Annotated in this window: 23 protein-coding genes; 11 read left to right on the top strand and 12 right to left on the bottom strand. The window is 69.6% G+C overall.

Going from position 1 to position 23,249, the window contains the following annotated elements; genetic code table 11:
* Window positions 1-53: 53 nt before the first annotated feature.
* Together ACGFNP_RS15395 and ACGFNP_RS15390 are read left to right on the top strand one after the other, a co-directional pair.
* The gene (locus ACGFNP_RS15395) at window positions 54-458 is read left to right on the top strand and encodes a YciI family protein (protein ID WP_393319692.1); all 405 of its coding nucleotides are present in this window, start codon (window positions 54-56) and stop codon (window positions 456-458) included.
* Window positions 410-1,702, top strand: coding sequence for an RNA polymerase sigma factor (locus ACGFNP_RS15390; RefSeq protein WP_393318854.1), 1,293 nt, complete (start codon window positions 410-412; stop codon window positions 1,700-1,702). The genes ACGFNP_RS15395 and ACGFNP_RS15390 overlap by 49 nt, the downstream gene beginning before the upstream one ends.
* Before the next feature lie 96 nt (window positions 1,703-1,798).
* Here the strand turns inward: ACGFNP_RS15390 and ACGFNP_RS15385 are convergent, their stop codons facing one another.
* Both ACGFNP_RS15385 and ACGFNP_RS15380 read right to left on the bottom strand, forming a co-directional pair.
* Window positions 1,799-2,512: a glutamine amidotransferase gene (locus ACGFNP_RS15385; RefSeq protein WP_358334651.1), complete on the bottom strand. Its 714-nt coding sequence runs from the start codon at window positions 2,510-2,512 to the stop codon at window positions 1,799-1,801.
* Window positions 2,502-3,731, bottom strand: a complete 1,230-nt coding sequence (locus ACGFNP_RS15380) for a MurT ligase domain-containing protein (protein WP_358334648.1) — start codon at window positions 3,729-3,731, stop codon at window positions 2,502-2,504. Before ACGFNP_RS15380 ends, ACGFNP_RS15385 begins: the two co-directional genes overlap by 11 nt.
* 169 nt (window positions 3,732-3,900) lie before the next feature.
* On the opposite strand from ACGFNP_RS15380, the gene ACGFNP_RS15375 reads away from it, so the two are divergent.
* Both ACGFNP_RS15375 and ACGFNP_RS15370 read left to right on the top strand, forming a co-directional pair.
* Entirely contained in the window at window positions 3,901-4,326 is a 426-nt protein-coding gene (locus tag ACGFNP_RS15375) for a YjdF family protein (RefSeq protein WP_393318851.1), read from the top strand.
* Window positions 4,327-4,778: 452 nt separating this feature from the next.
* Window positions 4,779-5,045 carry a hypothetical protein gene (locus ACGFNP_RS15370; protein ID WP_393318848.1) on the top strand — a complete coding sequence of 89 codons (267 nt, stop codon included), beginning with the start codon at window positions 4,779-4,781 and terminating at the stop codon, window positions 5,043-5,045.
* On the opposite strand, the gene ACGFNP_RS15365 is transcribed toward ACGFNP_RS15370, so the two are convergent.
* From ACGFNP_RS15365 to ACGFNP_RS15355, 3 genes are all read right to left on the bottom strand, one after another.
* Window positions 5,042-5,638, bottom strand: a complete 597-nt coding sequence (locus ACGFNP_RS15365) for a dihydrofolate reductase family protein (RefSeq protein ID WP_393319689.1) — start codon at window positions 5,636-5,638, stop codon at window positions 5,042-5,044. The genes ACGFNP_RS15370 and ACGFNP_RS15365 overlap by 4 nt on opposite strands.
* 89 nt (window positions 5,639-5,727) lie before the next feature.
* Complete coding sequence (locus tag ACGFNP_RS15360; RefSeq protein ID WP_393318845.1) at window positions 5,728-6,570, bottom strand: helix-turn-helix domain-containing protein; 843 nt, start codon at window positions 6,568-6,570, stop codon at window positions 5,728-5,730.
* A 24-nt stretch (window positions 6,571-6,594) separates the two neighbouring features.
* Complete coding sequence (locus ACGFNP_RS15355; RefSeq protein ID WP_393318842.1) at window positions 6,595-6,891, bottom strand: HAD family hydrolase; 297 nt, start codon at window positions 6,889-6,891, stop codon at window positions 6,595-6,597.
* Between the two features lie 88 nt (window positions 6,892-6,979).
* Here ACGFNP_RS15355 and ACGFNP_RS15350 point away from each other — a divergent pair, with 88 nt between their 5' ends.
* Entirely contained in the window at window positions 6,980-7,441 is a 462-nt protein-coding gene (locus ACGFNP_RS15350) for a GNAT family N-acetyltransferase (RefSeq protein ID WP_358335002.1), read from the top strand.
* Window positions 7,442-7,504: 63 nt separating this feature from the next.
* Here ACGFNP_RS15350 and ACGFNP_RS15345 read toward each other — a convergent pair whose 3' ends face one another.
* Entirely contained in the window at window positions 7,505-8,062 is a 558-nt protein-coding gene (locus tag ACGFNP_RS15345) for an FMN-dependent NADH-azoreductase (protein ID WP_393318839.1), read from the bottom strand.
* A 212-nt stretch (window positions 8,063-8,274) separates the two neighbouring features.
* Here ACGFNP_RS15345 and ACGFNP_RS15340 point away from each other — a divergent pair, with 212 nt between their 5' ends.
* On the top strand, window positions 8,275-8,706 hold the full coding sequence (locus ACGFNP_RS15340) for a hypothetical protein (protein WP_358334628.1): 432 nt from the start codon (window positions 8,275-8,277) through the stop codon (window positions 8,704-8,706).
* A 16-nt stretch (window positions 8,707-8,722) separates the two neighbouring features.
* Here ACGFNP_RS15340 and ACGFNP_RS15335 read toward each other — a convergent pair whose 3' ends face one another.
* Window positions 8,723-10,096, bottom strand: coding sequence for a PLP-dependent aminotransferase family protein (locus ACGFNP_RS15335; protein ID WP_393318836.1), 1,374 nt, complete (start codon window positions 10,094-10,096; stop codon window positions 8,723-8,725).
* Window positions 10,097-10,197: 101 nt separating this feature from the next.
* Here ACGFNP_RS15335 and ACGFNP_RS15330 point away from each other — a divergent pair, with 101 nt between their 5' ends.
* Window positions 10,198-11,580 carry a pyridoxal phosphate-dependent decarboxylase family protein gene (locus ACGFNP_RS15330; RefSeq protein ID WP_393318833.1) on the top strand — a complete coding sequence of 461 codons (1,383 nt, stop codon included), beginning with the start codon at window positions 10,198-10,200 and terminating at the stop codon, window positions 11,578-11,580.
* A gap of 53 nt (window positions 11,581-11,633) precedes the next feature.
* Here ACGFNP_RS15330 and ACGFNP_RS15325 read toward each other — a convergent pair whose 3' ends face one another.
* From ACGFNP_RS15325 to ACGFNP_RS15315, 3 genes are all read right to left on the bottom strand, one after another.
* Window positions 11,634-13,400 (bottom strand): KOW motif-containing protein, encoded by a 1,767-nt coding sequence (locus ACGFNP_RS15325; protein ID WP_393318830.1) that lies wholly within the window; start codon window positions 13,398-13,400, stop codon window positions 11,634-11,636.
* Between the two features lie 371 nt (window positions 13,401-13,771).
* Window positions 13,772-16,750 carry an ATP-binding protein gene (locus tag ACGFNP_RS15320; RefSeq protein ID WP_358334617.1) on the bottom strand — a complete coding sequence of 993 codons (2,979 nt, stop codon included), beginning with the start codon at window positions 16,748-16,750 and terminating at the stop codon, window positions 13,772-13,774.
* 74 nt (window positions 16,751-16,824) lie between these two features.
* Entirely contained in the window at window positions 16,825-18,759 is a 1,935-nt protein-coding gene (locus ACGFNP_RS15315; protein ID WP_358334614.1) for a hypothetical protein, read from the bottom strand.
* A 163-nt stretch (window positions 18,760-18,922) separates the two neighbouring features.
* Here ACGFNP_RS15315 and ACGFNP_RS15310 point away from each other — a divergent pair, with 163 nt between their 5' ends.
* Together ACGFNP_RS15310 and ACGFNP_RS15305 are read left to right on the top strand one after the other, a co-directional pair.
* Complete coding sequence (locus tag ACGFNP_RS15310) at window positions 18,923-19,585, top strand: hypothetical protein (RefSeq protein WP_358334611.1); 663 nt, start codon at window positions 18,923-18,925, stop codon at window positions 19,583-19,585.
* Window positions 19,582-20,211, top strand: a complete 630-nt coding sequence (locus tag ACGFNP_RS15305) for a hypothetical protein (protein ID WP_393318826.1) — start codon at window positions 19,582-19,584, stop codon at window positions 20,209-20,211. Before ACGFNP_RS15310 ends, ACGFNP_RS15305 begins: the two co-directional genes overlap by 4 nt.
* A gap of 73 nt (window positions 20,212-20,284) precedes the next feature.
* Here the strand turns inward: ACGFNP_RS15305 and ACGFNP_RS15300 are convergent, their stop codons facing one another.
* Complete coding sequence (locus tag ACGFNP_RS15300; protein ID WP_393318823.1) at window positions 20,285-20,473, bottom strand: hypothetical protein; 189 nt, start codon at window positions 20,471-20,473, stop codon at window positions 20,285-20,287.
* Between the two features lie 115 nt (window positions 20,474-20,588).
* On the opposite strand from ACGFNP_RS15300, the gene ACGFNP_RS15295 reads away from it, so the two are divergent.
* Entirely contained in the window at window positions 20,589-21,191 is a 603-nt protein-coding gene (locus tag ACGFNP_RS15295; protein ID WP_393318820.1) for a hypothetical protein, read from the top strand.
* Window positions 21,192-21,207: 16 nt separating this feature from the next.
* Here ACGFNP_RS15295 and ACGFNP_RS15290 read toward each other — a convergent pair whose 3' ends face one another.
* Window positions 21,208-22,530: a hypothetical protein gene (locus tag ACGFNP_RS15290; RefSeq protein WP_393318817.1), complete on the bottom strand. Its 1,323-nt coding sequence runs from the start codon at window positions 22,528-22,530 to the stop codon at window positions 21,208-21,210.
* 157 nt (window positions 22,531-22,687) lie between these two features.
* Here ACGFNP_RS15290 and ACGFNP_RS15285 point away from each other — a divergent pair, with 157 nt between their 5' ends.
* On the top strand, window positions 22,688-23,242 hold the full coding sequence (locus ACGFNP_RS15285) for an XRE family transcriptional regulator (protein ID WP_358334599.1): 555 nt from the start codon (window positions 22,688-22,690) through the stop codon (window positions 23,240-23,242).
* Window positions 23,243-23,249: the final 7 nt, after the last annotated feature.

Genomic DNA, 23,249 nt, shown 5'->3' with positions numbered 1-23,249 from the left:
TCTGATGTGCGGCACCGCGGTGGTGCCGACCGAGAGGAGAGATCGTGAAGTACATGATCATGATGTTCGGCACCCAGCGCGACTACGACAACCTGGCCGGAAAGCCCGGCAACCCGGCCTGGTCCGGGGAGGACGTCGCGGCGATGCACGCCTTCATGGAGTCGTGGAACAACGCCCTGGTCGAATCCGGGGAGTTCGTGGACGCGCAGGGCCTGAGTGAGCCCGTCCACGCCAGGAGGGTCCAGCTCAAGGACGGGGTGCCGGTCGTGACCGACGGCCCTTACTCCGAGACGCAGGAGGTCCTGGCCGGTTACACGATCGTCGAGTGCGCGAGCTTCGACCGGGCGACCGAGATCGCCGCGCGGCTGGCCGGCACTCCCCACCCCGCGAACGCGACCCTGACCCACGAATGGCACGTGGACGTGCGGCCGATCGCCGGGAGCTTCGAGGAGCTGTGACCGGCGGCGAGGTCGAGGACCTGCTGCGCGGGCTGGCGCCGCAGGTTCTCGGCGCGCTGGTACGGCGTTACGGGCACTTCGCCACGGCCGAGGACGCGACGCAGGAGGCGCTGCTCGCGGCCGCCCTGCAGTGGCCTGAAGAGGGCCTTCCGGACAACCCGCGCGGCTGGCTGATCACGGTCGCCGCGCGCCGGCTGACCGACCTGCTGCGCAGCGAGCAGGCCCGCCGGCAGCGCGAGGACACCGTCTCACGCTGGACCCTGCCCGACCAGTGGCTGGCGCCCGCCGCCGACCGGCCGGCGGCGGAGTCCGACGACACGCTCATCCTGCTGTTCATGTGCTGCCATCCCTCGCTGTCGCCCGCGTCGCAGATCGCGCTCACCCTGCGGGCCGTCGGCGGCCTGACGACCGCGGAGATCGCCAGGGCGTTCCTGGTCCCGGAGGCGACCATGACCCGGCGCATCACCCGGGCCAAAAACCGCATCAAGGACAGCGGCCTCCCCTCCGGTGAGGACGGCGCGGGACGGCTCGCCGCGGTTCTGCACGTCCTCTACCTGATCTTCAACGAGGGCTACGCCAGCACCTCCGGCCCGGCCCTGCAGCGCACCGAGCTGACCACCGAGGCGATCCGCCTGACCCGCCTGGTCAACCGCCTGCTGCCGGACGACGCCGAGGTGGCGGGCCTGCTGTCCCTCATGCTCCTCACCGACGCCCGCAGACCGGCGCGTACGGGCCCGGACGGCTCCCTGATCCCCATGGCCGAACAAGACCGAACGCTCTGGAACACGTCCTGCATCACCGAAGGCATCGCCCTCATCACCAACGCCCTCCCCCGCGGCCCGACCGGCCCGTACCAGCTCCAGGCGGCGATCGCCGCCCTGCACGACGAGGCCCCCACCGCGGAGGCGACCGACTGGCCGCAGATAAAGGCCCTGTACGAGCTCCTGATGCGGCTCTCCGACAACCCGGTGGTCACGCTCAACCACACCGTCGCGGCCGCCATGGTCGACGGCCCGGCAGCGGGTCTCGCCCTGCTCGCAGAGCTGGAGAAGGACGTACGGATAGCCGAAGACCACCGCCTGCACGCGGTCCGGGCGCACCTGCTGGAGAGGTCGGGGGACCACCGGGCGGCCCGGGCGGCGTACGAGGCGGCCGCACGGCGAACGAGCAGCCTCCAGCAGCAGCGCTACCTGCACGCCAAGGCCGGCGCGCTGACCACGCGGGCGGCCGAGGACACCTCGTAACGGCGCCCGGCCCTGTGCGGGATCAGCGGCCGTATCCCTGGAGGCGCCCGGCCATGGTCGGCGACTGGGGCCGGCCGGGCTGTGCCGTGACTTGGCTCAGTTGGCCCGAACGGCGGCCAGGCGCTCCTGTCGGAGCTGCTCGTAGCGGGTGTCGTCGAGCGGGGCCAGCTCGCCCGCGCGCCACGAGAGCAGCAGGTCGGCGAGCGCCGGGTTGCGGGCCAGCGCGGGCCCGTGCAGGTAGGTCCCGACGACGTGCCCCGCGTAACACCCCTCGAACCCGTCCCCGTTGCCGACCCCCACGGTCGTCCGGGAGAGCGCCTTGACGCCCGGGCCCAGGCGGGTGACCCCCATGTGGTTCTCGAAGCCGGTCAGCGTCGGCAGGCCCAGCTCGGCGTCCACCTCGGCCACCAGCTCGCCGACCGCCCGCTGGGGACCGCGGGAGCTGGCGATGTCGAGCAGGCCGATGCCGTCGACCGGCTGGCCCTCCTCGCCGCCGAACGTACTGCCCATGATCTGGTAGCCCGCGCAGACCGCGAGCATCGCCGCACCCCGCGCGATCGCGCGGTGCAGCCCACCGTCCTTGCGCAGCCGCGCCGCCGCGAGGATCTGCGGACGGTCCTCGCCGCCGCCGATGAGATAGATGTCGCCGGTCTCCGGCACCGGATCGGCCGACCGCACGTAGACGGTCTCGGTCTCGATGCCCCTGCGCTGAGCCCGCTGCTCCAGGACGAGCACGTTTCCCTGGTCGCCGTACGTGCTCAGCAGGTCGGGATAGATCCAGACAATGCGAAGGGCGCTGTCAGACGGCACGACCGAACTCCGATCGGATCTGCTGGAAGGCGGTGTAGTTGGCGATCACGTCGACGCGACCCGGCGGCTGCATGGCCAGCGCCTCGGTGAACGTGGCACAGAGCGCGAACGGCACGTCGGCCACGTCGAGCCGGAGCGCCAGGTCCAGCCGCCGCTCGCCGGTGACGAACACCGGGCGGCCGCGCAGGATGCGGTAGTCGACGTCCCACAGCCAGGACGTGTCCCGCCCGTCGGGCCCCTGCGCGTTGACCGACAGGATGATCGGCTGCTGCGGGTCGGAGACGTCGAACGCCTCCAGCCAGCCCGCCGGGTTCTTGGCCAGCAGCAGCCGCGCGAAGCGGCCGTCCCGCTCGACCGTGGTGTAGCGGCCGGCCACCGAGGTGACCTCGCGCAGCCGGGGCAGCGCCCGCTCGACCGGCAGCCCGAACGCCTCGCCCACCGCCAGCGCCATCGCGGCGTTGGACCGGTTGGCCAGGCCGGGCAGCTGGATGTCCAGCAGCCACCGCTGCCCGCGCGGATCGATCACCGCGTCGTCGTCGAGGACCCACTGCGGCTCAGGCCGGTGGAACGTGCACTCCCGGCACGCCCAGTCGGCGTCCTTGCGGTCGAGCGGCCCACCGCACTCGGGGCAGCACCAGGAGTCTTCCTTCCAGCGCTGGCCGCCCGCGACCCAGGTCACCTTGGCCGCGGTCGAGGCGCCCCAGGTGACGAGCGGGTCGTCGCAGTTGGCGATGACGTGCGTCGGCTTGCCGGACAGCGCCCTGCGCCACTTCTGGGCGAGCAGCCAGATCTCGGCCGCGCGGTCCATCTGGTCGCGGCTGAGGTTCATCAGGCAGACGACGCCGGCGCCGGTGGTGTCGAGGACTTCGGGCAGGTATTTCTCGTCGACCTCCAGCACGCCGTAGGGGGCGTCTTTGTGCAGGGAGAGCGCCGAGACGTGACCCGCGGGCATGTTGGCGCCGAACGCGTTGGTGGCCACCTCGCCGAGCTCCAGCAACGCCGAGGTGATGAGCCGGGTCGTGGTGGTCTTGCCGTTCGTGGCGCTGACCAAGGCCAGCCTGCGGTCACGGGCGAGCTGCCGGAGCAGATCGGGCTCGAGCATCAGGCCGACCCGACCGCCGATCACCGAGCCGTCGCCGCGCCCGGTCATCCTCGACAGCGTGGCGGCACTGCGGCCCAGGGCGCTCGCGAGCAGAGCCCGCAGTGGAAGCTGGGTCATGGCACAGGATCCTAGTCGGCGTTGGGCGCTAGTCTGGTGACGCACACGAAAACGCGGCCCGGTTCGGTAGCCCGGGCGACGCTTCTCGTATCCGCCCTTCCAGGGATGTCCGGTGTGCCGGCAGCGGCCTCGTCAGGCCGTCGTTCGGCATATCCGCTGGAGGGCAACCATGGTGACGCTGTCCGTCTATCTCGACGGGCCGTTCTGGGTCGGCGTGCTGGAGCTCGTCGAGGACGGCGAACTACGAGCCACCCGCTTCACACTCGGCGCCGAGCCGACCGATCCGGAGCTGTACGACTATCTGATGCGGTACGGCCTGTCGCTGCTGGACAAGGCGTCTTCCGCGCCCCCCGTGCGGGCCGGCGAGACCCGGGGAGACGGGCGGGTCAACCCCAAGCGGGCCGCCAAGCTGGCCGCACGGGCTGCGGCGCGGGTGTCTTCGAGGAGTACGGCGGCGCAGGAGGCCATGCGGTTGGAGCTGGAGAGCCGCAAGCAGGAGGCCGCTGGGGATCGGAGGGCTCGCCGGGAGGAGGCGGCCCGGCACAAGCGTGAGGTCGCGCGCCGCAAACGCATCGAACGCCGCCGAGACCGCTGATCGTTCACAAAGGGCTCGCCATCGGCGCTTCGCGCCCATGGAAGCTCGACGTTCCTCCTTCGGCGCTCACGCGCACCCCAAGGGCTCACCCGATCAGGCGCTCCGCGCCCACGGGCCTCGGCGTGCTCCCCGGGGCCTTCGGCCCCTCCCCAGCGAGGGCAAGCCCTCGCGCTCCCACGCTTCGCCACAGCCAGACCATGCGAGAGACCAAAGTATGGCCCTATAGGCGGATGAGGATGGCCTGGCAGTGGATCATCGACGCTGTCCGGACATCTGCCTCAATGACTCGAAAATTCACCTCACGGTAGTAGCGTTCCTACGCGCCATGGATTAGGGAGGGTCAGCCGTCCGCTTCCGGCTGTGGAGCGCGGCTTTAGTCCTCGCGGGGTCGGTTTCGATTGCGTTGCACCCTGACGATGATCACGGCGGCCACTGCGGCAATGAGCGCCCCTGTGATCACACCGACCAGAAAAGGCGACCACGCCCGCTCAAAGAACACGCCGATATCCCACGAAGAGACAGGGAGGGGATATGTTTCGTCGGGGACGGGAGCCTTGAAAATATCGCCGTTGCCGGGCGACGGAGTCAGAATAGTGATCACCGATCCATCATGGTGTATTACGTTCAGGATCACCGGAGGAGTCGTCGGCCCTCTGAACTTCGCCACCACCGTGGTGTCAAGGCTCACCGACATCGGCTGGGGAGCTGTCGGGGTCTAGCGGCGTACCTTGAACCTCAGGTGCAGCACCCCGTCGCCCTGGATGACCACATGGGGATGCTCCAACAGAAGCTGCCCGTCGGTGCTGCCGAAGTAGCGTTTGCCCGACCCGAACACCACCGGCACCACATCCATCGCCACCTCGTCCACGAGGCCGGCCGCGAGGATCTGGCCGCCCACCTCGCCGGCGTTCACAGCGACGGTCCGCTCCCCGGCGAGCTCCTGGGCCTTGTCGATCGCGGCAGTCACGCCATCGACGAAATGGTACGACGCCTCGGGGTGCCAGCCCTTGGGCTTGGGCCGGTGGGACACCACGACCACGTGGTCGCCCGCGGGCGGCTGACCCTCCCAGCCGTTCACCAGGTCGAACAGGTTGCGGCCCATCACAATCGTGCCGATCGACTCCCACATCGGCCGAACGTATTCCGCCGATGCGCGTGAGACCTTGAAGCGGCTGCCGGCTCCGGAATGATCGTACTGCTGGTCGTCGCCTTCGATGATCGGGGTGTCCCCGTTGAAGTACCAATCGTGGAGTGGCCCGACATCGTCGTTCTTGTCGGCGATAAAGCCGTCCACCGACACCACGTTGTGCATGATTACTGCGCCCACAGGTTCTCCTCAAGCCTCCTTGCGCATTCGCCCCCGATCCTGTCGCCCCGGGAGGCGAATGGGCTTGTAAAAAATCAATCAGCGGGCATCGGACCGCTGTCCGGTGGGAACCCCTGCTCGGCCGGGAATCGGCGCCGCAGGGCCAGGTATTCGGTCGGGGTGTGGCCGGTGAAGTCCTTGAACTCTCTGCTGAAGTGGGCCTGGTCGAAGTAGCCCGCCGTTTGAGCGAGCTCCGACCAGTCGACCGGACGCCGGGGGTCCACCGACACGATCAGCCGCGCGAAGCGGTAGATCCGCGCCACCCGCTTCGGGGTGATCCCGACATGAGACTTGAACTGCGTGGCCAGGTGATTACCGCTCACCCCGGCGGCATCGGTCAGCGCACCGACCGGGACCGCGCCGTGGGAAGTCTCCAGACGCCTGCCTGCGTACTGGACCAGGTCGAGACCGCGCGACGGTGCCTCGGCGAGTCGCGATCGCAGCTCCTTCTCCAATATCCGCAGTGTCTCGGCGGCTGATGCGGTGTCACCGACCTTGTTGCGGATCCGGTCCAAAGACCGTTGCCAGACGGCGTCGACCGGTACCCATCGGTCCCGCAGCTCCGTCGCCGGCATGTCGACGAACGGCGACATCCCCCAAGGCTTGAAGTGCACACCGACGAGCCGCACTCGTGCGGGGTACTCAATGAGGAAACGCCTGGTCCATACACCCATGAACCACCCATCGGTGAGCACTACCGGCGGCACCGAAGGGTCGGAATCCCACAGGCGGGCGGGTTCGCCCAGGTTGACGAACAAGTGTGCCGACGGCATCGGCGGTACGTTCATCCGGCGGTGGCGCGGCACCCCGGTGAGGCAGTAGATGTCGTCGATGAACAGGTCGAGCGGCGGGGCGGGCACCCGGCCGACGTACTCCATGGACCCAGTGTGGTCGACGAGGGTTCAGGTCGCGAGAGTCGACGCAGTCAGACGGTGTGCCGCCGCCATGAAGATCTCCGATTCGGGCTTCCGGTGACCGATCGCCTCGGAGATCGTCCAGCCGTGGACCAGCCTGTCGAGGCCGGTGTTCCGGATCTTCGCCTCCTGATGCATGGTTCGGCCGTTGGTGGCGATCGTGCAGATCCAGCCGTTGGCGGTTGCGCTGCCGAGCGCGTCGCAGGTGGCCTCGGCCAGGAACGCGGTCGTCGCGTCCCGAAAGGCGGCGTCCCGGTCGACCAAGGTGTTGTCGAGGTCGAGCATCAGCAGCGGCATGCCAGGCGGTAGAACATGTCGGGCATGGCGCAAGCAGGTCCGCTTACCAGCGAACGCAGGGAGCATGTGGATGATGATGAGTGAGAGCCCGCGGCTGCGGGCGGCCGAGCCCGGTGATTACGATCGCATCGTTGCCGTGGTGGATGGCTGGTGGGGGCGGCCGATTCGGTCAATTTTGCCGCGGCTGTTCCTCGACCACTTCCATCGCACCAGCATGGTGGCCGAGGAGGACGGGGAACTGGTGGGGTTTCTCGTCGGGTTCCTGTCCCCTTCGGTGGCCGACGCGGCCTACATCCACTTCGTCGGCGTCGACCCGCGCCTTCGCGGCAGCGGGCTGGGTCGCCTTCTCTACCAGCGGTTCTTCGAGCTTGCCAGGGCCGGGGATCGTACGAGCATCCGGGCGATCACCTCACCGCAGAACCACGGCTCCATCGCCTTCCATACCGCGATGGGCTTCACGGTTGTGGGGCCCGTGCCCAACTATGACGGCCCGGAAGTCGACCGGATCGTGTTCCAGCTTCAGCTCGACTCGCCATGATGGCCCGGTCATCGTCCGGTGAAAACGGCGGTCGGTTGCGAGGGTGCCTGACGATCGCCGTTCTTACCGCCCGCTTCTTACGCGGCGAATCGGGCTGCGACGGCCTTGGCCTTGGACGCGGCGTCGTCGAGTGCGTGCTGACGTGAGGCTTCGAACAGAGGAATCCCTGACGGCTGAGTCTTCGGTCGCGGCGGTGCGGCCGACCAGGACGATACTGTCCAGCCACGCCTTGAGCGTGGACGGGATGGAGTAGTTGTACATCGGGGCGCCGATGAGCACGGCGTCGGCGTTCTCCAGTTCCTCTATCAACGTCAGCCGCTGGGCGAAGGCCGCGGCCTGGGCAAGGCTATGGGAAGCCGGGTCGGACTGGCCTGCTGTATGCGCGTCGGCGGTGAGGTGCGGGATGGGGTTCGCCGTGAGGTCGCGGTAGATGACCGTCCCTTCGGGATGGTGCTCCTGCCATGTCCGGCGGAAAGTGTCGGTCACGGCGCGGGAGCAGGAGAGCGTCCGCTGGGGACCAGGTGCGGACACGACTGGCCGAGATCGAGCAGGAAGCCTGACGCATCCCTGTCCGCACCGATCGCCGCAGTTTGTCGGTGAATTATCTCGACATATTGCCATCGTGCTAATTACCGGCAGAACGGTGAATAATGAGGGGCAATTAACCGTTCAGGCAAGCTTGGACCAGCCGAAACTCGGTTCAAAACCGCCGTGGCGTCCTGGCCACCTTGCGTGCTACCGGCATAATCTGACGAATGCGTGGTGATTACCACCGTCGCTCGGCGATATGCACGACTACGGCGACGCGAGCCGCATTCAAAGAAAGGTCCTCGATGAAAACCCTCGGCCGTAACGTCCTCGCAGCGGCAACGCTGACCGCCTGCGCACTGTCGGCACTGGCTGTTCCTGCCGCCTATGGCGACACCCCACCGCCAAATGTCAAAAAGGGCGTCATCACCCATGACGACACCTTGGCCAACTACCGCGCCTGCGGCACCAAGATGGACCCGACTGCCTGGGCGATCGCCAGTGCGCCGGCCGCATACTGGACTGCCGACAAGTCCAGCAATGATCCCCTGTGCCGGAAATTCGTCAGGCTCGACTACCAGGGCAAGGTCTATAAATTCCGGATCGGCGGGCGCTGCTCGAGCTGTGCGCCGAATCAATTGAATCTCAGCCAGCCGGCCTTCGAACTGGTCACCGGGAAGCCGGCGGCGGCCAAGGTCACGCTTCCCTGGGGGATCAGAAGGCCGTGGAACAGCTGAGCCGTCCCGCGGCACGTCAGAGCGTGTCACGACCCTGCGCGCAGGCGTCGCCGAGGACCGCGGCGACGCGATCCAGGACGGGGCGCGGCGGGGTGAACGGGACGCGCAGGTAGTGAGTCAGAGTGGCGTCGGCCGCGAAGTGCGGGCCCGCGACGAGCGCGATCCCGTGCTCGTTCGCGTGGCGCACGACGGTCTCCGCGGGTGTGGCGCTCAGCCGCAGCCACAGGGCCAGTCCGCCGGGCGGGCAGGTGAAGCGCCAGCGATCGTCGCCGTCGAGCAGGGCGCAGAGGTGGTCGCGCTGCGCCCGCAACTCGTCTTGGCGCCGCCTGAGCACCGGATGCGGGTCGCTCAAGAGTTCGGCGGCGACGAGCTGTTGCATGGGAGGCGCCGACAGGGGCCCGGCCAGGGGGTGTTCCTGCAAATCGCGTACGAGTGAGGCGCGGGCCCGGATCCAGCCGACGCGCAGCCCACCCCACACCGATTTGCTGGCCGACCCGATGAGCAGCGCGCCGGCGATCCGCGGTATGCCGGTCGGCTCCTCGCGCAGGTCCAGGTCGCGCAGTGTCTCATCGGCGACCACGGTCATCCGGTAGCGGGCGGCCAGTTCGGCGACGGTGTGGCGGACGCGCGGGGACATCAGCGTCCCGGTCGGGTTGTGGAAGTCGGGCACCAGGTAGGCGAGGTGGCCGCGCGCGGCGGCGAAGGCGGACTCCAGCTGCTCTAGGTCCCATCCGTCGCCGGTGACCCGGACGCCGACCAGCCTCGTACCTGTGGCGCGCAGCAGATGGAGCGCGTCGACGTACGTCGGTATCTCCACCGCAGTGAGGCGAGGCTGGAAATGGGCCGCCAGCAGGGTCAGCGCGGCCCGTGTCCCGTTGGTGACCAGGATCTGTTCCGGCCGGGTGGCCGTCCCCTCGCGGCTGTAGCGCGCGGCGATCACCGCGCGCAGCTCTGGCAGCCCCGGCCCCGGCTCCCCGTGTTCGGCCAGAACAGGCCCGGCCCGCTCGGCCGCTCGCAGCGTTGCCTCCAGGTACTGCTTCTGCGGTGCGGCCGGGACGGCCCGGCGAAGGTCGATCATCGACCCGGCGTCCCCGGTCGCCGAGAGCGGGGCCACCCGCTCGGCCACCGCCGCGGGCAGCCGGACAAGGCTGCCGCTTCCGTGCCGCGTGTGGACCCATCCTGTCTCGCGCAGCCGCGCCAGGGCGGCCGTCACCGTACCGCGGCTGACCCCCAGCGCCGCGGCCAGTCGGCGTTCGGCGGGCAGCTCGCTGCCGACGCGGATGCGGCCGTCCAGCAACGCCTCCCGTACGGCCCGGGCCAGCGCCGTGCCGAGCGGTTCCCCGCTGCCGCGCCAAGACCCCAGAGTCCTGGCTAGCTGCTGCTCTCCCATCCGCACTGGTCCAGTTTTCCACGATTGGACCAGGCGACAGGTAGATGGGCCGCCTACCGTCGTATCCGTTGCCGACGAGTTTCCGATGAAAGAGAAACATCATGCATCCCACCCTCGCCGCCGACCGCGACGAGCTGCCCGAGCTGTTGCGGACGGTCCAAGAGCACAGCGCCGGCCTGCTGGAACACCTGGCCGAACGCCCAGTCGTCCCCGCGGCCCCGATCCCCGAGCCGGCTGCGCTACCCGTACCGGGCGAAGGGCTGCGAGCGGCGCTGGAGGAGTTCACCGCGCGCTGGGAGCCGACGCTGTCAGCCAGCGCCGGCCCCCGCTACTGGGGATTCGTCACCGGAGGAGTCACACCGGCCGCGCTGGCCGGTGACTGGCTGACCGCGACCTGGGACCAGAACTCCTTCACCTCCCTCGACGCAGCGGGGCAGCACCTGGAACGCCAGACGATCGCCTGGCTCCGCACCCTGTTCGGCCTCTCCGACGACCATCACGGGACGTTCGTCAGCGGTGCGACCATGTCCAACACCGTCGGGCTCGCCGTAGCCCGCGAATGGATCGGCGAACGAACCGGCGTCTCACCGGCCGAGAACGGGGTCGGCGCCCTCGGCCCGGTGACGGTGCTGTCGGGCACCGCCCACTCCAGCGTGCCCAAGGGCCTGTCCATGCTCGGGCTCGGGCGCCGCGCCCTGGTCACCGTGCCCACCAGCCCGGGACGGGAGTGCGTCGATCCGGCGGCCCTGGAGCTCGCACTGCGTGAGGTCGATGGTCCGTGCATCGTGGTGGCCAACGCCGGCACCGTCAACACCGCCGACTTCGACGATCTACGCGCCATCGCGGCGCTGCGCGAGCGGCACGACTTCTGGCTGCACGTGGACGCCGCGTTCGGCGCCTTCGCCGCCCTCTCTCCCGCCCACGCGCACCTGTGCGACGGCCTTGACCTGGCCGACTCGATCTGCGTCGACCTGCACAAATGGCTGAACGTGCCGTACGACAGCGCCCTGCAATTCACCCGCCGCCCCGACCTGCAGACGGCCGTGTTCCAGAACGCCGCCGCCTACCTCGGCCCGCTCGGCGACACGCCCGACAGCGGCCACCTCACCCCGGAGAACTCCCGGCGCCTGCGGGCACTGGCCGCCTGGTTCACCCTGCGCGCCTACGGACAGGACGGCCACCGTGAGATCACCGAACGGTGCATCGCCTGCGCCGGGGTACTGGGCGAGGCCATTAACGGCATACCCGGTCTGCGACTGTTCGCGCCCGTCCGGCTCAATGTCGTGTGCTTCACCTTGAGCGACAACCCCACCGCTGAGCGGCTGGCCGCGCTCTGCGAAAACCTCGCCGGGGAAGCGTTCCTCACCCCCACCGTCCTGAACGGCGTGCCCGCGCTGCGCGCCGCCTTCAGCAACTGGCGAACCACCACAGCCGACGCCCACCACATCGCCGAATCCCTGCGCGCCGCCGTGCGCCACGCCTGAACCCCGCTTTCAACCTGCTGCCCGGGTCCGCGGTGCGTTGACGGTGACTGCGATCAGGTCTCTTCGAGGACGTGCACCTGAGGGAGACTGCGGTGGCGGTGGTGGGCTTGGGCGATCGCGGCGAGGTTGTCGCGGCCCAGGGCACGGTAGGCCATGGTGAGTAGGTCGTTGGCATGGCGTTCGAGCCCGGGGTTTCCAGCGCTGATCCAGTGCAGGTCACGGCCGAGGGCGAGAGCATCGGCGGGGTGTCCGGCGGCGCAGCGGCGCCGTGCCTCGGTGACGCGGGCTTCGCGGGCGGCTGGGTCCTCGGTCAGCTCCTTCTGCAGGGCCGTGCAGAAGTCGTAGTCGTTCCATGGCCTCTGCCGGCCGCGCTCACTTGCGGTGTCACCATCGACGAGCGCGCCGCCGCCGTCCAGAGTCTCGATCCGATCCGGATCTCCGTACTCGAGCAATTCTGGCGAGTCCTTGTAGGCGTCATGGTAATCCTCGCCCTGTTCCTCGCGGTCGCCGGTCTCGAAGGTCATCAGGACCTCGCGCAGGAGCCGTAGCCGGTGCCGTCGTGCGACCAACGCGAGGCTCATGGGATCGGCCGGCTCATCGTCCCAGTCTCCGAGGTGTCGCCATCCCCATTCGAGCGTGTGCCGGACGGCCTCAAGAGGGGTGCGCGATGGGAGGCCCACGCCGCCACCATCGTTGTTGTAGTAGGAGGCGACGCCGGTGCAGGTGCGCCCGTCGTCGTACCAGAGCCCGAAATGCAGCCCGTCGGTGCCGCCGTGCATGAACGTGAGGAACTCGGGCGGGTCGCGGTAGTAGCGGCCGTGTACGCGCACATCGATGCCGGCCCGGGAACTGCGAGCGGGATCATCGAACAGGTCCATGATCCCGAACGGGGACAGTTCCAGTTCGTCGAGGGCCTGCTTTTCGGTCGGGCCCAGGGACAGCAGGAAGGCCCGAAACCGGAAGATCGAGTCAGGCAGCCGGAATCCCCAGTCGCGGGCAACACGTTCCTCGATCGCGGCGCGCTCGTGCTCCGCCTGGGCCACAGCGGCCGACCTCGCCTGCTCGTTCTGTTCCTGTGGTCGGTTCGCCGCCTTCCACACCGCGTAATTTCGCAGGTCGGCGGCGGAACGCGATGCGGCCCGCCGACGGTGGGCCCGTTCCCACAGCGTCGGCGGCGGATCGGGATGCCCGAATGTCGTGGCCAGCAACCGTTCTTCGGCATTGGAGCGGTCGATGGCCGGGTACCGCGACCGGCGCTCTTCCCGGGCGGCCGCAGCCGGCAGCCAGCGGCCGGAGTCGGCCGCCACCCGCCTTCTCGCCTCACGGGCCGGCAGCGGAGCGATCTCCTGATCGAACGCGCGCAACGCCACCACCTTGTGCCTCTGCGCACGGGCGTCAACCTCGGCACACAACGCGGTGTAAGCGTCCCACTCCTGGGCCAGATCCTCCTCGGGAAGATCGACACGCTCGAGAAAGAACTCGAACTTCTCCCCATACCCGAGGTCGTCGTATTGCGCCGCTATCCGCTCCCGCAGCCCCGCAAGGACCTCCTCGTCGGCCTCCGCCTCGCTGGACCACAGCGCGGGTATGTCCTCGGGATGCTCTATCTGGTCCCGATGGAGTTCCACCGCTGTTTGCCGGCCGAACACAGTCACACGCGCGGTCAACCTGTCACCGTCCACAGAGACGAGCTCCGCGTCAAGGCCGGCGAACGGGCCATCGACAATTCTCACGAACTGACGCTCCACGGTGGGTCCCCTATCGCCACGGACAGTCTCTGGGCCAGCATGATAGAGATCGCCACGGACATCCGGGCCCAACAGGGGGCTTGCGCTCTCACCGCGCCTGGAGAGGGCCTCGGGCCAGAGGTTGCTGATCTAGGGAGTCGCCTACTCGCGACAACTCCCCGGGTGACAGCCCGTTACGCCCGTCGTGCAGTGGGCCTGTACGGGCCGGTCGCACTGGCGCTTTCGCTGTGGTCTGGCTGTGGCGGAGCGGGGAGCGCGAGGGCTTGCCCTCGCAGGGGAGGGGCCGAAGGCCCCGGGGAGCCCTTGGGCGCGGAGCGCCTGATCGGGTGAGCCCTTGCAGTGCGCGTGAGCGCCGAAGGAAGAACGTCGAGCTTCCAAAGCGCGAAGCGCCAATGGCGAGCCCTTTGTGGCGGGGCGTCAGATGGCCCAGCCGGTAAACGGGTTCAGCCCGGTTCGGCGAAGGAGAGTTCCGGGGCGCCGTCTCGGTCGAAGGGGAGGACGAAGCGGCGTGGCCAAGACAGTACCCCTTCGAGCCATCCGGCCCCCATGGTCTGGCCCACGTGCCGGAGTCGGGCCGAAGGGTCGACGCCGATCGCGACCGTGGTGATGTCGCGCTGGACGCCCTCGTTCTCGTCGTCGCCCAGGATGACCCGCCAGGCCAGTGCCCTGTTGTGGTCGACCTCCATGGACAGTGGGTGGTGCCGGAGTGCCTTGGCTCGGTGGCCGAGCAGCTCCGAGTGCTGGAGTTCGGCGGAGGTGCCGTTGGGGGCGTTGCGGAACAGGGCGTACTCCATCGGGGGTGCGGGGCTGCGGAGGTTCGGGGCCGGCTGGCCGTACGGGAAGAGTCTGTCGACCTCGTGCAGCCAGCGCACCTGCGGGATGACCCAGGAGGCGCCGGGGCGCTCGCCGCCGCTCTCCACGGCGGCCAGCAGTCGCGTGGCCGTCTCCGCGGCCTTCTCGGTGAGCAGGGCCGGGTCGAACCAGCTCCGCAGCGACCAGGCCCGGCGCTGCACCGACCGTTCGATCAGGGTGGCCAGCAGGCACTCCCTGCGCCTGGCCGGCAGGTCGGACCAGGCGGCGGCCAGTACGCGCGGTACGCCGGGCAGCGGGCGGTTGCTCACGAAGGCCAGGACGACCGTGTCGCACCAGATGCGCAACCAGGCCCAGTCGGGGGCGTCGGCGAGGACGTCGGCCTCACGCAGCTCGACCAGCGTGCATGCCTGGCCGGTACGGCACTGGCTGCCGCAGGCCGCCGATCTTCGGCCCCGGATCGGCGGGGGCGGGCCGGCCAGGAGCCGCTCGCGGGACTCGCCGAGCGGCACCCGGACGCGTAGCGGGCGGTCCATCCCGTCGGCGAACACCGCGGCCGATCCCGGCTGCAGGGAGACGACGTGGCGGGACTGTTCCTCGCTGAGGTTCATGGCCGCGCCGACGAGCTGCCGGTCGTCCTCGGCGGGGAGGCGGTGGACGACCTTCAGCGCGGTGTTCTTCACCACGTCGGTGACGAGCTTGGTGGGGATCTGCTCGGCCACCACGATGCCCTCGCCATAGGCCCTGATCTCGGCGAGCATGCCGGCCAGGAGTTCGACGGCGTGGGTGGAGGCGCGGCCGGTGCCGCGGTCGCGCAGCAGCCGGTGGGCCTCCTCGATGACGATGACGTGGCGCAGGCCGGTGGACTTCTCCTGCCTGGCCCGCATCCGCAGATGCTCGACGATGCGGATGATCAGCGTGCCCATCAGGAACGCCTTGTCCTCGTCGTTGGCCACGTCCTCGATCGCCAGCACCACGTTGCGCTCCAGCAGACCGCCGATGTCGGCCGGGTGGCCGCCCTCGAAGAAGCGGCCGGCCGAGCCGACCCGGAGCGAGCGCAGCCGCAGCGAGATGAAGCCCTCGACGTCGGCCTGGACCTCGCGGCCGTAGCCGATCTCCCTGATCACGTCCATGGCGTGCTGCTGGAGCAGTTCGAGGGTCGGCACGCTGGGTGGCACCTTGGAGCCCGGCACGGCGCCGCCGGTGACCACGTCCCAGCCGGTGGCCTCGTAGACGCGCTGCAGGGCCAGCGACATGATCTGCGGGAACGGCTCCTCGGCGTCGAAGGCCGCCATGAATAGCGCCCGCACCATGTCGATGTGGGCCTGGACGGGGTAGCCGGGCTCGGGTTCCAGCGGGTTGATGCTGAACGGCACGCCCGCGGGCGCCGACGGGTTGATCACCGTGACCGTGCTCGACGGCTCGCGGTTGCCCAGCAGCTCAAGGCGGCCGGCCATGGCGGCGTACTCGGACTTGGCCGGCTCGATCGCCAGCCACGGGATGCCGGCCCTGCTGAGCTGCTCCAGCAGGTGCCGGACCGTCTGTGACTTGCCCGAGCCGGTGGCCCCGGTGACGAAGGCGTGCCTGTTGAGCGTGCTCAGCGGCACCCGGAACGAGCCGACGCACCGGTCCTGCCCGTCGAGGATCTCGCCCAGGTCCAGCTCGCCCTCCTCGGCCTCGGAGGTCACGTCGAAGAACCCCGAGTCGAGCACCCGTACGCCCGGCACCTCGCGCCTGGGCAACCCGGCCAGCGCCGCGAGCGCCCCGGCGGTGGCGGCGAAGGGGGCGGCCGCGCCGTCGGCCGGGTCCTGCATGGTCAGGCCGAGCGCCTCCGACAGGCCGTAGACGGCGCCCTGGGCGCTGCGCAGCCGGTACGGATGGTGGCTCATCTCGACGGAGCCGACCAGAACCGGCGCGATCTGCCGCAGTTCCTCAGCCGTGGCGCCACCGGCCAGCACGCGGACGTTCCAGAGCCCGGCCTCGCGGAAGGCGTCGAGCTCCTGCATGCGGCGTTCGGCCCGCTCGGCGTCGAACCTGCTGCGCTCGGAGGCGTCACCGTACTGCCTGAGCACGTTGAGCTGCGTACGCAGGTGCGCGACCTCGGCGTCGAGCAGGTCGGTCGGCTCGGCCACCACCAGCCACGCGAACGGCCTCGACATGAGCGTGACCAGCGTCGCCTCGAACAGCGTCGGCCGCTTCAGCTCATCGGGTTCGCCGTACTCGCGCCGGCCGCCGAGCGGCGGCGCCTGCCGTCCGGGGCACGGCGTCCACACCAGGTCGGCGAGGTCGGCCAGGTACTCCTCGTCGAGCTGCACCCCGCGCGCCCCGCCGGGGAAGAGCAGCGGCTGCGGACCGGCCGGCACCCCCGGCGCGTCGGTGGCGCGACGCGGCTGGCGCGGCGGTGACAGCGGCCCGGCGTTGGTGATGAGCTCCAGCGGCGCGCCGGAACCGCGGGAGAGCCAGCCGATGACGAACGGCCGGTCACGTTGCGCCGCGGACAACACGGCGGGCAGCACGGTGACGAAGTCCCACTCCGCCGACGAGCTTCGCGAGGGTGCCGCGATCGACTGGATTCGGTACCAGGGCCCGCTCAGCGAGACACTCGGCTGCATTTCATTCCCCCACAGACGGTTGTTAGTAAAGTCCCGCCGACCGTCCGCACGTCACCTTGACATTGACCATGTCATTACCTGTCCTTGCGCCAGTCCAGGCGTGGCGGCGGCGGCCCGAGGTTCGGTGGCGGCTCGCCGTCGCCGTCTCCGCCCTTGCCGTCGATCGCGAGTACGGCCTCGCGGACGTCCTCCAGCTCGCCGAGCGTGGTCTTGGGGAATGTGAGGATTGCCGGGTTAGCGTCGGCCAGGCGGACCCGGCGGCCCTGCGCGGTCGCGTCAGTGACGATCACGGACGTGGTGGGCAACTGCTGGAGCTGATGCGGCTCGACGAGGAACTCACGAGAACGCTGCAGCACCCGCTCCTTCTCGGCGATCTTGTCGGCCGTCCTGCCCCACTCCGTCGACTCGGCGAGGTCCTCCGCGAGGTCCGTACGGTTGTCGTCGCGTGCCCCCGAGGCATCCTCGACCTGGGAGATCGTCGAGGTGTAACCGCCGTCGAGGCCGGGGATCGAGTCGCTGATCGTCTCGGTGAGCTGGGCCAGCTCCAGCCGGTGCTCGGTGCCGACGTGCTCGCTGGCCACCCTGGCGTCCTCGGCGTTGCCCAAGCGCATGAACGCCACCGCCGCGTGGCCCCTGCCGAGCCGTTCGCGCACGGTCGGGGTCAGGCTCCGGTATGTCAGGACGAGGCCGGTCCTGGACGTCTCACAGGCGTCCATGAGCCGGTCGAGCACGTCGCCGCGGAGCTTGTCGGCGCCCGCCACGATGATCGTGTGATACCAGGGCCGGTCGGAAGCGGGCGATTGGCGCAGGATGTGGGTGAGCGCGGTGGCCACGTAGGTGCCGAGCACCCGGTTGCCGAACACGCCGGCCTGCCGGTCCATGCTCACCACCCTGAGCCTGGCCGGCGGCAGCCGTACGGCCTGCGTGCCGAGTGTCTCCAGCTTGCGCAGCTGCGACTCCAGGGCCCAGGCGCGCTCGATCACCACGCGGTCGCTAACGCCGCGCCCGAACAGCGTGCCGATCCGTTCGAGCTGCGTCGCCGTGATCAACCCGAACCTCAGGTCGTCGCGCGGGTCGCCGACCTGGGCGAGTGCCCGCAGCGCGGCGGTGACCTGGTTGATCGTGGCGTTCTCGCCGAGCACCTCCAGCACCCGTTCGAGGATCGCGTTGTCGAAGCTGAGGTCGCGCGTGGTGCGGTGCTCCTCGCTCACGCTGACCACGTGGGCGAGGACGTCGGCGAACGCCTCGGGCTTCAGCGTCGCACCCAGGTCCAGCCGGGGCAGGTCCGTCGGCAGCACCCAGACCAGCGGGTCGTCGCCGCCCCGGCGGGCCAGCTCGATCAGGTCCTTGGCGACCGCGCCCTCGGACAGGTCGAGCACGGTGAGGTGGCCGCCGCTGTAGAGGCGGGTGGCGCCGAGCAGCGTGATCAACGCCGACCAGCCGGGCAGCGTGCCGCCCGCCACGTCGATGCGGTCGATCTCGTCGGGAACCGCCACGGCGTACCAGGTGAGCTGGCGGTCGTGGCGTTCCTTGACCTCCTGCCACTCGCGGTAGCGCTGGGCGTGCTCCTCCTGCGCGCGGAACAGCTCTTTGTCACGTTCCTGGCGCTGCCGGTCGTCGCGGGCCTGCTGCTCGCTCACCCGGTAGCGGACCGCCCGGTCGCCCTGGGCGAGCGCGTAGCTGCAGATGATCGCCACGCCGCCGGCCGCGACCAGGCCGAGCAGGGCGAACGACCACTGCAGGAGGCCGGCGACGGCCAGCCCGAGTATCAGCACCGTGAGGATGACCATGAACACCCTGAACACCCGCACCGGCCGGTTGAGCAGGTCTTCCTGGAAGCGCTCGCGGCGCAGCAACTCCTGGTCGGCCGCCGCGGAGGTGGCCTCCTCCTCGGCGGGCGAGGGGCGTTTCGGCGGCGGTCCCGGATCAGGGTGCAGCAGGATGTACTGCCAGCCCAGGTAGATGCGGTCCGCCTGGAGCTGCGCATGCTCGGGATGCACGTCCGCCACGTGACCCTCCGGCCGCGATATGTCGTTAGTGGGGGCTGAGCCTCCGCTCCGTGACAGCGTATGAGCTACACCCCCTGCTGCGGCAGGGTTCTCGGCAATTAGACCAGCCAGATGGGAGGCTAGCGGCAGATGGGACAAGCGTGACCTATTACCATCCTTACCCATGACGGAACCCTCCGGCGGCAGCAAGAAACCCAAACGCCCGGTAGTGGTGCCCGCAGTGGCCCTGGTGGCGGTCACCGCCCTCGGCATCACCGCCCTGCTCGGCGGTTTCGCCGAAGTTCCCGATCCCGCGCCTCCCCAATACGGTGAGGGAGCGGTGCTCGACCAGGGACAGTTCAGCACCCAGTTCGTGACGGCCAAGGTGACCACGCAGAAGGCCACCGCCGACTGGGACATCGACAAGCGCTTCGTGGAGCTGGTCTTCAAGGTGACGAACCAAGGCAAGGCCACGGCCATGGTCGGCCTTCCCCCGGACAAGCCGGAGCGCGCGGCCTCGCTGACGAGCTTCGCCGGGTCGCTGATCAAAGTGACCCCGCAGGTGCAGGTGAAGGGCGTGCCGTCGGTCTACAGCCTGTCGAAGAACGCGAAGAGCGGCCAGCTCCAGCCGGGCGTCCCGACCACGGTCATCCTCCGGTACGACCTGGACAAGGGGGCCACACCCCCGAAGAAGGTGACGCTGGACGTGGGGGGCTTCGTCTACGAGGGGGGCTTCAACGACCCGAGCTTCCACTGGACCATGGAGTCGGAAACGGACGACGACGTCCTGCTCCCCGTCGTCCAGGCCCAGGTGACGCTCCCGGTGCACGACGCGGAGGCGGCATGACGGCCACGGCTTCCCGCCGCCCGCGCGGTCGCGGTTCCCGTTCCCGCCGGCCGGGCGGCTCGCGCGTGCTCGGCGCCCTCGCCGGCCTGGTGCTGCTGGGCGGCGCCGTCGGCCTCCAGACGCTCAACCCGACCCCGAACGAGATCGACGCGCCCATCACCACCGTCGGCGCCAAGGGCCAGGACGTGAACGCGGGCAGGTTCGCGGTACGCGTCAACTCGGTCGCGTCGGCGCGCGCCGTGCAGGGCGTGTCCGGGAAGGTGGAGACCGAGCAGCTGTTCCTGGTCGTCCAGGCGTCCGCGACCTCGGACACCAAGCCCATGCACCTGGGCACGCCCGCGCTGCTGACCCCGGACGGCGTCGCCTACGACGCCACGGACAAGATCGAGTCCTCCGAGACGCTGGCCAACCCTTGGGTGCAGCCGGGCTTCTGGGTCAACGGCTACTTCGTCTTCGAGATCCCCCCTTCGGCGCTCGAAGGCGCGCGGGTCGTGTTCAAGCTGCCCGGAACGGCCCTGGTCGAGCCTTTCGAGCCGGAGGTCGAGGTCGACCTGGGCATCGACGGCCCGGCGGCGGCCCGGCTCAAGTCAGCGCCCAGCGATGTCTACACCCTGAAGAAGAGCTGATGAGCACAGACGACCGCGGCTGGTTCTCCCCTCCGCCCAGCCAGAATCCGGACCCCCAGCGTCAGCCCCCAGCTCAGCCCCCGGCCCAGCCGCAGGCGAGGCCGCGGCGGCGGCGTCCGGTCGCGCCGTCGCGCGCCGTGCCGCGGGTGATCCCTCCCGACCAGCAGGTGTGGCCGCCCAAGCGGGTGGAGCCCACGGTGGAGAGCTCCACCCAGCCGCTCCCGGCCATCCCCAGCGCCGGGCCGCTACCCCGGCCCGCCAAGCAGCCCCCTGCCGTGGAACCGCCCCCTCCCGTAGCCCCGCCTGTGCAACCGCCGCCTCCCGTGGCCCCGCCCGTGGAACCGCCCCTTCCGGTAACCCTGTCCGTAGAACCACCCGTGGAACCGCCCACCACCGAGGTCCCGGCCGCCGTGGCTCCACCGCCACGCCGGCGCCGGCCCGTGCTGACGGCGTTCGCGGCCACGGCCGCGCTGGCCGTGGCGCTCGGGGCGCTGAGCTACGACCGCTATCAGGTCTACCTGGTCCGGTCGGGGCAGGCTTCGCCGAAGCAGGAGCAGGTGGTGGCGGCGGGGCAGTCCGTCACGGTCAAGCACGTCACCTGGAAGTCCACGCTGAAGACCGTGCAGCAGTTGCCCGGCGACAAGCCCCAGCCGGGGACCAGCTACGCCAAGATCGACATCGTCCGGTCGGCCGTCGACGCGGACGGCGCGGTCAAAACGGCCAAGCCCAAGGAACTCTTCGTGACGGATCGCCGGGGCCGCACCTGGGTGGCTCTCGTCGCCGACGACACGACGCCGCCCGAAAAGATGGAGATCGGCAAGCCGTACCAGATGACGGCCTATGCCCGGGTGCCGACCGCGCAGGCGGGCGAGGTCGAGCTGCTGCTCACGCCGAGCAACTACCGCGCGGACATCCCCACGAGCAAACTGATGACCACGAAAACGGAACCCGAAGAGGACGTGCTGCGCTTCAAGCGTTGACGCCCCGCCAGGCGCTTCAGGCGCCCGTCCGGCCGTCGGGTACGGCGGGCGCCGGCGCCATCCGGCGGCCGCGCGTGGCCGCGATGTCGAACGCGGCGGCCAGCAGGGCCATGGTCAGGACCGTGACGAGCAGGTCCTTGACAAAGTCGACCGGAGCGCCGATGGCCATCCAGAACCACTCCGTCCTCGACCCGATCAGCGTCCGCACGCCGCGCATCGCGTACTCCGAGCCGACGTGCAGCGACACGTAACACAGGCACATCATCCCGAACAGCGCTATACCGCCCGTCAGCGTCTGCCTGAAGGAGTTGGCCAGGGGCACCCAGCGCTCCTGGAAGCCGCCGGTGATCCTCTCGACCGACTTCTGGGTGAGCGAGTGGGTCGAGTAGAGCTTGTCGATCCCCTTCTCGAAGCGGGTGTCGCGGAGCATGGTACGGGCGTCGTCGGCGTACGTGCCGAAGACCAGCACCGCCACCGTCAGCCAGGTGAGCGGGATGAAGACACCGTCCACGATGTACGGCCAGATGTCACCGACCGCTCCCCAGAACGCCTCCCACCCCGGGATGCTCTGCTCGGCCTGCGACACGAGCTGGTCGGAGGTGGACACGGCGGCGCGGTGCGAGACCCAGTCGGAGCGCGCGTTGGCCAGCACGAAGGTGGCGTTCAATCCGAAGAACACGAAGGCGAACTCCGACACCGCCGTGGCCAGCCCGGAGATCTTCCCGTCCCCCCGCTCCACCATCCTGCTGAACAGCGCGCGCAGCAGGAACGCGACGACCATCAGACCGGCCGAGATTCGCCAGTCGAGGTCGACGAGCCCCCGCCCGACCGTGCTGCCCCTGCCGAGAACACTGTCGTCGATGAAGTCGTCGACGTTGTGCAGGAAGTCGGTCTGTACGAAGTTCCGGGCATCCTCGACATGAAACCCCCAGGTCAGATAGATGACCGCGAAGGCCGGGGCGACACGGTTCATCGAGACCCAGTAGCGCTCGTCCTCCTCGCCGGACGCCCGCCGGGCGTTGATCTCCCAGAGCGCGCCGCGCAGCGACCACAGCATGCCCGCGGTGACCGTCATCGACGCCATGACGATGAGCGTCAGCACCGCGATGGTCGCGACCAGGCGGAACTGCCGGGCGTCTCCATGAGAGATCTCGGTGCCGAGATAGAGCAGCGCGAAGCGCACCGCCTGACCGGCCGAGAACCAGGCGATCAGCGGTAGTGCGCACTTCCCGGCGATGCGTAGCGCGTGCAAGGGCAGCGAGAACGGCGACGGCATCGGTCCCTGCCCTGGTACGGGCATGGGCCGGGACGGGGCCATCACTCCTGACAACGCAGACACCCACGGGATCCTACAGACATGTCGACACATGCGCCTATCAGGCATGATGATCGTCTGAAGCCCTCCCGCACCGGACCATAATGATCAGCGCGAAATGGTGACAACAAACCCGGAGCGCACAGCACAATCCAGCGGGATTCTGAGGGACCATGGCGGCATGGAATCGCGGCCCGCACTGGACACAGATCCACGCGTGGTCGGGGAGCGAGTGCGGGTGCTCCGGCAGGCGGCCGGCGTCTCGCTGTCCGAGCTGGCCAAGCGCGCCGGCATCGGCACGGCGACTCTGTCCGGCGTGGAGACCGGCACGCGCAACCCGACGATGGAGACGCTCTGGGCCATCACCGCCCAGCTCGGCGTGCCGATCGGCGCCATACTCGACACGCCGCCGTCGCCGCAGATCATGCGGGGCACGGCGGTCGAGGCGGCGCTGCTTGAGCTGTTCGAGGACGAGTGGGTGACCTACGAGCTGTACCGGCTGCGCATTCCGCCCGGCATCACCCAGACCTCGGCCCCGCACCTCGAAGGCGTGAGCGAGCACCTCACGGTCTACAGCGGCACGCTGATCGCGGGCCCGGTGGACGCGCCGCTGACCGCGAGACCGGGCCACCACATCTCGTGGCTCTCGGACGTCCCGCACAGTTACCGCGCGGTCGGCCCGGAAGAGGTCAGGGCCTCGCTGCTGATGCGCTACCCGACTCCGGCCCCTCCCTGAGGGGCAC

Origin of the sequence: Nonomuraea sp. NPDC049269 (assembly GCF_043197155.1) — a bacterium.
In the GTDB taxonomy this organism is placed as follows: Bacteria; Actinomycetota; Actinomycetes; order Streptosporangiales; family Streptosporangiaceae; genus Nonomuraea.
This window is presented reverse-complemented; position numbering and strand designations above follow the sequence as displayed.